The organism is Bacillus cereus group sp. N11 (assembly GCF_016483605.1).
GTDB classification, from domain to species: Bacteria; Bacillota; Bacilli; order Bacillales; family Bacillaceae_G; genus Bacillus_A; species Bacillus_A toyonensis.
Genome location: NZ_JAEHBN010000012.1, coordinates 195,468 through 201,942, shown reverse-complemented (window position 1 = coordinate 201,942; position 6,475 = coordinate 195,468). Strand labels below are relative to the sequence as shown.

The window sequence follows — 6,475 nt, the reverse complement described above, 5'->3', positions numbered from 1 at the left end:
CCGGTAGCGCCCGTGTTACCTCGAGGTCCAGTAGGTCCAGTAGCACCGGTAGCGCCCGTGTTACCTCGAGGTCCAGTAGGTCCAGTAGGTCCAGTAGGCCCAGTAGGCCCTCTGCCGAACGAAGCTGAATTAACTAGAGTAGTTTGTAACTCTGCAATTAATTTAAGGAGTTCTTGGAGTGTACAATGATCGATCCGGAATAACTTTGTAATGTAAAGTAAATAATTAATTAAAATTTGGAGTTCAACAAATACAGCACTTGCTACGAAGGTTGGATTTCTTAATATAGTTATTAAGTTTTTTATAATAGCTAATCCTTGCGCTTTCAGGGAGGAAGTAGCGTCTAGCGAACAGATGAACTTACTTAGTAGGTTTAATGTATCAATTAAATCTTCGATGTTTTTAGGAGATGGATTGGCGAAAAGTTTTGGAATTATTTTAATTAAATCGTTAATAATCGCTCGAAATGTTCTAATTTGTGCTTTAGAAATTGGGATGGATGGTGTGTTTGAGATTCGTCCGGCACTACTTGGAAAGCATGGTTTGGAGTATTTGTTTTGACTGTCGTCATAACGAGACATTAAATCGCTCCTTTCTAATGAGAATGTGAATGAAACTCATCATAGTAGATGCAAAAATTAGTTAAATGGTCATAATAAAATCGTTTGTTTAAAGAAAAAATAGAAAAAACGCCTTACAATAAGGCGTTTTTTCTATTTTCTGCGTATTTATAATATCGTTTTAGTGAAACTTTTGATTTGAATCCAGCTAGTTTTATAATTTCTGATTCCGGCGTTTCTTTTTTTATTAAGTTTAAAATATAGGTGTTACGAAAGTGTTGTCCTGAGATTCCTTTGCGTAAATTAGCTCTAGCTACTTCAAGGCGAATCATTTTTTGGATAGCGATTTCTGTTAATCCCTTCGGTGAATCATTTTCGTATACCCATCTGTATGTTCCACGATTAAAATCGAATGCGACAAACAGTGGGTCATTACTATGGTATTTTGGACGAACGGGTTCAGGGATGCTTTTGTAGTATGTGTATAATTGCTTTTTGTCTTCTTTTGTTAATGTAATCGTTCTTTCTACTCCTGCGGTTGCTGGGATAGATAATGTATTAGTTTCAAAGTGAACGTGATACATAGTTAGTGCTGTAAGCTCTTGTAGGGATAAACCGTAGTCAATTAATAGGTTTAAAATAGTGATATTACGATCCATCAATAAAGGTCGTACAGGACGTTGTTTTTCTGATAGTCCTTCCAATGAAGTGACGATACGCTTTAATTTTTTTTCTTCATTAGATGAAATAAAATCTTCATTTCGTAGTGCGCGATCTGGTTGAATAGAAATTTCCATATTCTTTAATGGATTAGGGATGTTTAGGAAATGATTCATTCTATTTAGTACAATAAATACACGATGCATCGTCTTTTCTGAGTAGTGTCGATTCGTTTTTAAGTCAGAAAAGTAATCTTCGTAGTCTTTTGTACAAAGTGTAGCCCATATATTACTGGAAGGGAGCTTTTTGTTTTTTTCTAACCAATGTCCGAAATCTTCAATGTCATAAACATAACGTTTAATGGTTGAGGTTTTTCGGCCTTTATTCAATAAAAAAATAGAAAAGGCTTGTATTGTATCATGGAATTCCGTTGTCTCCATAGTTCCACCACCTTAATTATTTCTTATATTATAGCAAAGTTTTCTGAAAATAGGCATTTGTAAGAAGGACGGGAATAATAATATGTGTTGAGTGGATAAAGTGAAACTTTAATCAGTGGGGGGGTTCATCCTCCGTTGATTATCAGCCCACAACAATCGGGCATTTACGGGCAGCTATCCCCCGCCTAACTTCCTCGCATTTGCTGAATTTTGAGGTGGGAGTCTTACTGCCTGCAAATTGCGGGATAAAATGAGGTGATTGTATGGAACAATCGATGCGAAAGAAAAATAATAATCAAATTAATATTGTGTTAAACCATCGAAAGAAAATTTCTTTACCAGCATCAGAAAATAAAACGGAAATTTCAAATGAAACTACAATTAAACATGAGATGCTGCAAAGAATTGAAGAAGAGATGGGGAAACTCGTTGGGATGGATGATATAAAAAAGATAATAAAAGAAATATATGCTTGGATTTATGTAAATAAAAAAAGACAAGAAATGGGATTGAAATCTGAGAAGCAAGTACTCCATATGTTGTTTAAAGGGAATCCAGGTACAGGAAAGACAACAGTTGCTAGAATGATAGGTAAATTGTTGTTTGAGATGAATATTCTATCAAAAGGGCATTTAGTTGAAGCGGAACGTGCTGATCTTGTAGGAGAATACATTGGCCATACGGCTCAAAAAACAAGAGATTTAATAAAAAAAGCAATGGGAGGTATTTTGTTTATTGATGAGGCGTATTCTTTAGCTCGAGGTGGAGAGAAGGATTTTGGGAAGGAAGCAATTGATACGCTCGTAAAGCATATGGAGGATAAACAACATGGTTTTGTATTGATTTTGGCTGGGTATTCAAGAGAGATGAATCACTTCCTTTCATTAAATCCAGGACTGCAATCTCGTTTTCCGTTTATTATTGAGTTTGCGGATTATTCGGTAAACCAGTTGTTGGAAATTGGGAAGAGAATGTATGAAGAGCGTGAATACCAGTTATCAAAGGAAGCGGAATGGAAATTTAGAGATCATTTACATGCTGTAAAGTATTCGTCGCAAATTACATCGTTTAGTAATGGGCGATACGTGCGGAATATTGTTGAAAAATCGATTCGTACACAGGCTATGCGGTTGTTGCAAGAAGATACGTATGATAAGTATGATTTAATTGGAATATCAAGTGTTGATTTAATGTTGGAAGAGGAGACGCACAGTACATAAACTGTGCGTCTGTTTTTTTGTGCATATGTTCGTTTATTCTTTTTTTTCTTTTTCTTGGTGAGATTTATGGAAGCGTTCCATTTTAGCGCTCTTTTCGTGTGCTGAATTAGAATCGTGCCCAAATTGGTTTACTGAGCTTTTTTGAGCTCCTTTATTAACGTGGTTTGTCATTTGTATTCACCTCACTTTAAAAATTAGTATAAACATTAAGTAAAGAAAAAATCGTTAGAAAAGAAAAACCTCTTTACGATATGTAAAGAGGTTAGAATTGCTATTTATGCATTGAACGTTCGTTTGTGTCGATACGTCGATGCGGTAAATGCCATTTGTAATGAATAGAAAGCATGCGGAAGCAAACAATTAAAATGAATAAGGTGTAAAGAGCCCAATCACTAACAATAATTTGAGCCCCAATTAAGAAGCCTGCTAGAATCGTCCAAAAAGCATATACTTCAGCTCGAAGGACGAGAGGTTTTCTACGGGCTAAAAGATCGCGAATAATACCGCCACCAATACCGGTTAAAACAGCTGCTACGATTGTAGCGCTAATGGGTAAATTTAGTTTTTGAGCATATAATGCCCCTTGTACGGCGAATGCTGATAAGCCGATAGCGTCAGTGATGTTTTCCCATTTTTTCCAATGTCTAATTAATTTATTTGGAAAAAGAAAAATAATTGTCATTGATAAAAGTGCGATTTGGAATAACATGTCTTGTTGCCAAAACGCGACAATCGGATAACCGATTAGTAAATTACGAAGGGCACCTCCTCCAAATGCGGTTGCCATTCCTAAAATATACACCCCGAAAATGTCATAATCCTCTTCCATTGCAACAATGGCTCCGCTTAGTGCGAATGCGATTGTGCCTATGATGCTAAAAATCTCCCATGCCATGAATTTTCTCCCCCGCTAACTAGATGAAATGTGCTTCCTCTGCTATTATATTAGAAGGTTTAAATTTCGAAAAGGATGAGTGAACATATTTGATGGAAGAAAAAGAAAAAGTCATATTAGTAGGCTGTCAATTACAGCAAGATGACGATGAACAGTTTATGCATTCCATGAAAGAACTTGCATCGTTAGCAAAGACTGCGCGAGCGAAAGTGTTAGTGTCAACAACGCAAAAACGACCGAAGTTTCATCCAGTGACTTATATAGGTAACGGTAAATTAGAAGAGCTTACAATGTTAACAGAAGAATTAGAGCCGGATGTTATTATATTTAATAACGAGTTAACGCCGAGTCAAATTCGGAATTTATCCTCAGTATTAGATGCAAGAGTAATCGATCGAACGCAACTCATATTAGATATTTTTGCGCAACGTGCGAAGTCGAGAGAGGGTAAGCTTCAAGTGGAGCTAGCTCAGTTGCAATATACAATGCCGCGTCTAATGGGGCAAGGTTTGTCTTTATCACGTCTTGGTGGTGGTATTGGAACAAGAGGGCCGGGTGAGACGAAACTTGAGACGGATCGTCGTCATATTCGATCGCGTATTGATGAAATAAAGAAACAACTTGCGGTTGTTGTGGAACATCGAAAAAGATACCGTGAGAGAAGAAAAGACAATAAAGTATTTCAAGTTTCATTAATAGGATATACAAATGCAGGGAAATCGACGCTATTTAATAGATTAACGGAAGCGGATACGTTTGAAGAAAACTTATTGTTTGCAACGTTAGATCCGACAACAAGGAAGATGCCGTTACCTTCTGGTTATACAGTGTTGCTAACTGATACGGTTGGTTTTATACAAGATTTACCTACGTCGTTAATTGCAGCTTTTCGTTCAACACTAGAAGAAGCTGGTGAAGCAGATGTTATTTTACATGTTGTTGATTCTGCAGATCCAAACTATGTAGGGCATGAGAAAACGGTAAAGAAGTTATTGTCAGAACTTGAAATTAATCATATTCCGATTATTACGTTATACAATAAAAAAGATGCATTACATCAAAATTTTATTCCGTTTCCGAAAAGCGACTTCTTAATGACAAGTGCTTTTGAAGAAAGCGATTTATTACATATAAAAGAAGCGATAGAAACGAAAATGAAGGAAGAAATGGATCCATATCAAGTGGAGATTCCTCCGAGTGAAGGTAAGTTGTTAACGTTATTAAAGACGGAAACTCTATTAACAAAGATGGAATTTCTGGAAGATAAATTTGTATATAATTGTACAGGATATATATTTGCCTATTCGCCATATAATGGGCAGTTAAAGAGATTTTTAGTGGAAGAAGGAGAAAATGATAATGTTTGATCGTTTAAAAAATGGAGAAAAAATGGCTCCTATTGTAAAAGAAGTAGAAAGTCAAATTACAGAAGTGCATAAACGTGCAGATGAAGTGATTGAAAGTAATCAATTTCGTGTATTAGAAAGTTTTCGTAAACATAAAATTAGTGACTCGCATTTTATTCCAACGACTGGCTATGGATATGACGATATTGGTCGTGACACATTAGAAAAAGTGTATGCTGATGTATTTGGAGCGGAAGCGGGTCTTGTTCGTCCGCAAATTATTTCGGGGACTCATGCGATTTCAACAGCTTTATTTGGTATTTTACGTCCGGGAGATGAGCTACTGTACATAACGGGGAAACCGTATGATACGTTAGAGGAAATCGTTGGTGTACGCGGAAAAGGTGTAGGGTCATTTAAAGAATATAATATCGGTTATAACGCAGTTTCGTTAACGGAAGAGGGGCTTGTGGACTTTGAAGCTGTTGCGGCTGCGATTCATAGTAATACGAAGATGATTGGTATTCAGCGCTCAAAGGGATATGCTACTCGTCCGTCGTTTACTATTTCTCAAATTAAAGAGATGATTTCGTTTGTTAAGGAAATTAAACCTGATGTAGTTGTATTTGTTGACAACTGTTATGGCGAGTTTATTGAAGAACAAGAGCCGTGCCATGTAGGTGCAGATTTAATGGCGGGCTCGCTTATTAAAAACCCAGGCGGTGGAATCGTTAAAACTGGTGGTTACATTGTTGGGAAAGAACAATATGTTGAAGCATGTGCATATCGTTTAACATCTCCAGGGATTGGTGCTGAAGCAGGGGCATCTTTATACAGTTTACAAGAAATGTACCAAGGGTTCTTCTTAGCGCCGCATGTAGCGGGACAAGCACTAAAAGGTGCAATCTTTACAGCGGCATTTTTAGAAAAGTTAGGAATGAACACGTCACCAGCGTGGAATGCGCCAAGAACGGACTTAATTCAATCTGTTCAATTCGATGATAAAGATCGTATGATTGCCTTTTGTCAAGCGATTCAATATGCATCTCCGATTAATTCCCATTTCACTCCGTACGCAAACTATATGCCGGGTTATGAAGATGATGTAATTATGGCTGCAGGAACGTTTATTCAAGGTGCAAGTATTGAGTTGTCGGCTGATGGCCCAATTCGTCCACCTTACGTTGCTTATGTACAGGGTGGATTAACGTATTCTCATGTGAAGATTGCAATTTGTTCTGCGATTGATGCGTTAATTGAAAAAAAATTATTAACAATTTCTTAAAGGGAAGCTGTCGATTTCGGCAGCTTTTTTCGTGTAAAAGTAATGATTTGTGCCATTAGAAAAAAGAAT

The 6,475-nt window shown here is 36.9% G+C and carries 7 protein-coding genes; 3 read left to right on the top strand and 4 right to left on the bottom strand.

Going from position 1 to position 6,475, the window contains the following annotated elements; translation table 11 throughout:
* The coding region (locus JDS98_RS20230; protein WP_199634253.1) for a collagen-like repeat preface domain-containing protein at window positions 1-581 on the bottom strand (581 nt) is incomplete at its 3' end.
* Between the two features lie 113 nt (window positions 582-694).
* Window positions 695-1,660 carry a tyrosine-type recombinase/integrase gene (locus JDS98_RS20225; RefSeq protein WP_000450334.1) on the bottom strand — a complete coding sequence of 322 codons (966 nt, stop codon included), beginning with the start codon at window positions 1,658-1,660 and terminating at the stop codon, window positions 695-697.
* Between the two features lie 263 nt (window positions 1,661-1,923).
* On the opposite strand from JDS98_RS20225, the gene spoVK reads away from it, so the two are divergent.
* Window positions 1,924-2,880, top strand: a complete 957-nt coding sequence (spoVK, locus tag JDS98_RS20220) for a stage V sporulation protein K (RefSeq protein ID WP_000438193.1) — start codon at window positions 1,924-1,926, stop codon at window positions 2,878-2,880.
* A gap of 33 nt (window positions 2,881-2,913) precedes the next feature.
* Here spoVK and JDS98_RS20215 read toward each other — a convergent pair whose 3' ends face one another.
* On the bottom strand, window positions 2,914-3,051 hold the full coding sequence (locus JDS98_RS20215) for a hypothetical protein (RefSeq protein ID WP_000181509.1): 138 nt from the start codon (window positions 3,049-3,051) through the stop codon (window positions 2,914-2,916).
* Between the two features lie 100 nt (window positions 3,052-3,151).
* Window positions 3,152-3,775, bottom strand: a complete 624-nt coding sequence (locus JDS98_RS20210; RefSeq protein WP_000312269.1) for a trimeric intracellular cation channel family protein — start codon at window positions 3,773-3,775, stop codon at window positions 3,152-3,154.
* Between the two features lie 92 nt (window positions 3,776-3,867).
* Here JDS98_RS20210 and hflX point away from each other — a divergent pair, with 92 nt between their 5' ends.
* Together hflX and JDS98_RS20200 are read left to right on the top strand one after the other, a co-directional pair.
* Window positions 3,868-5,142, top strand: a complete 1,275-nt coding sequence (hflX, locus tag JDS98_RS20205) for a GTPase HflX (RefSeq protein ID WP_199634252.1) — start codon at window positions 3,868-3,870, stop codon at window positions 5,140-5,142.
* The gene (locus JDS98_RS20200) at window positions 5,135-6,406 is read left to right on the top strand and encodes a methionine gamma-lyase family protein (protein WP_000460315.1); all 1,272 of its coding nucleotides are present in this window, start codon (window positions 5,135-5,137) and stop codon (window positions 6,404-6,406) included. Before hflX ends, JDS98_RS20200 begins: the two co-directional genes overlap by 8 nt.
* Window positions 6,407-6,475 lie beyond the last annotated feature (69 nt).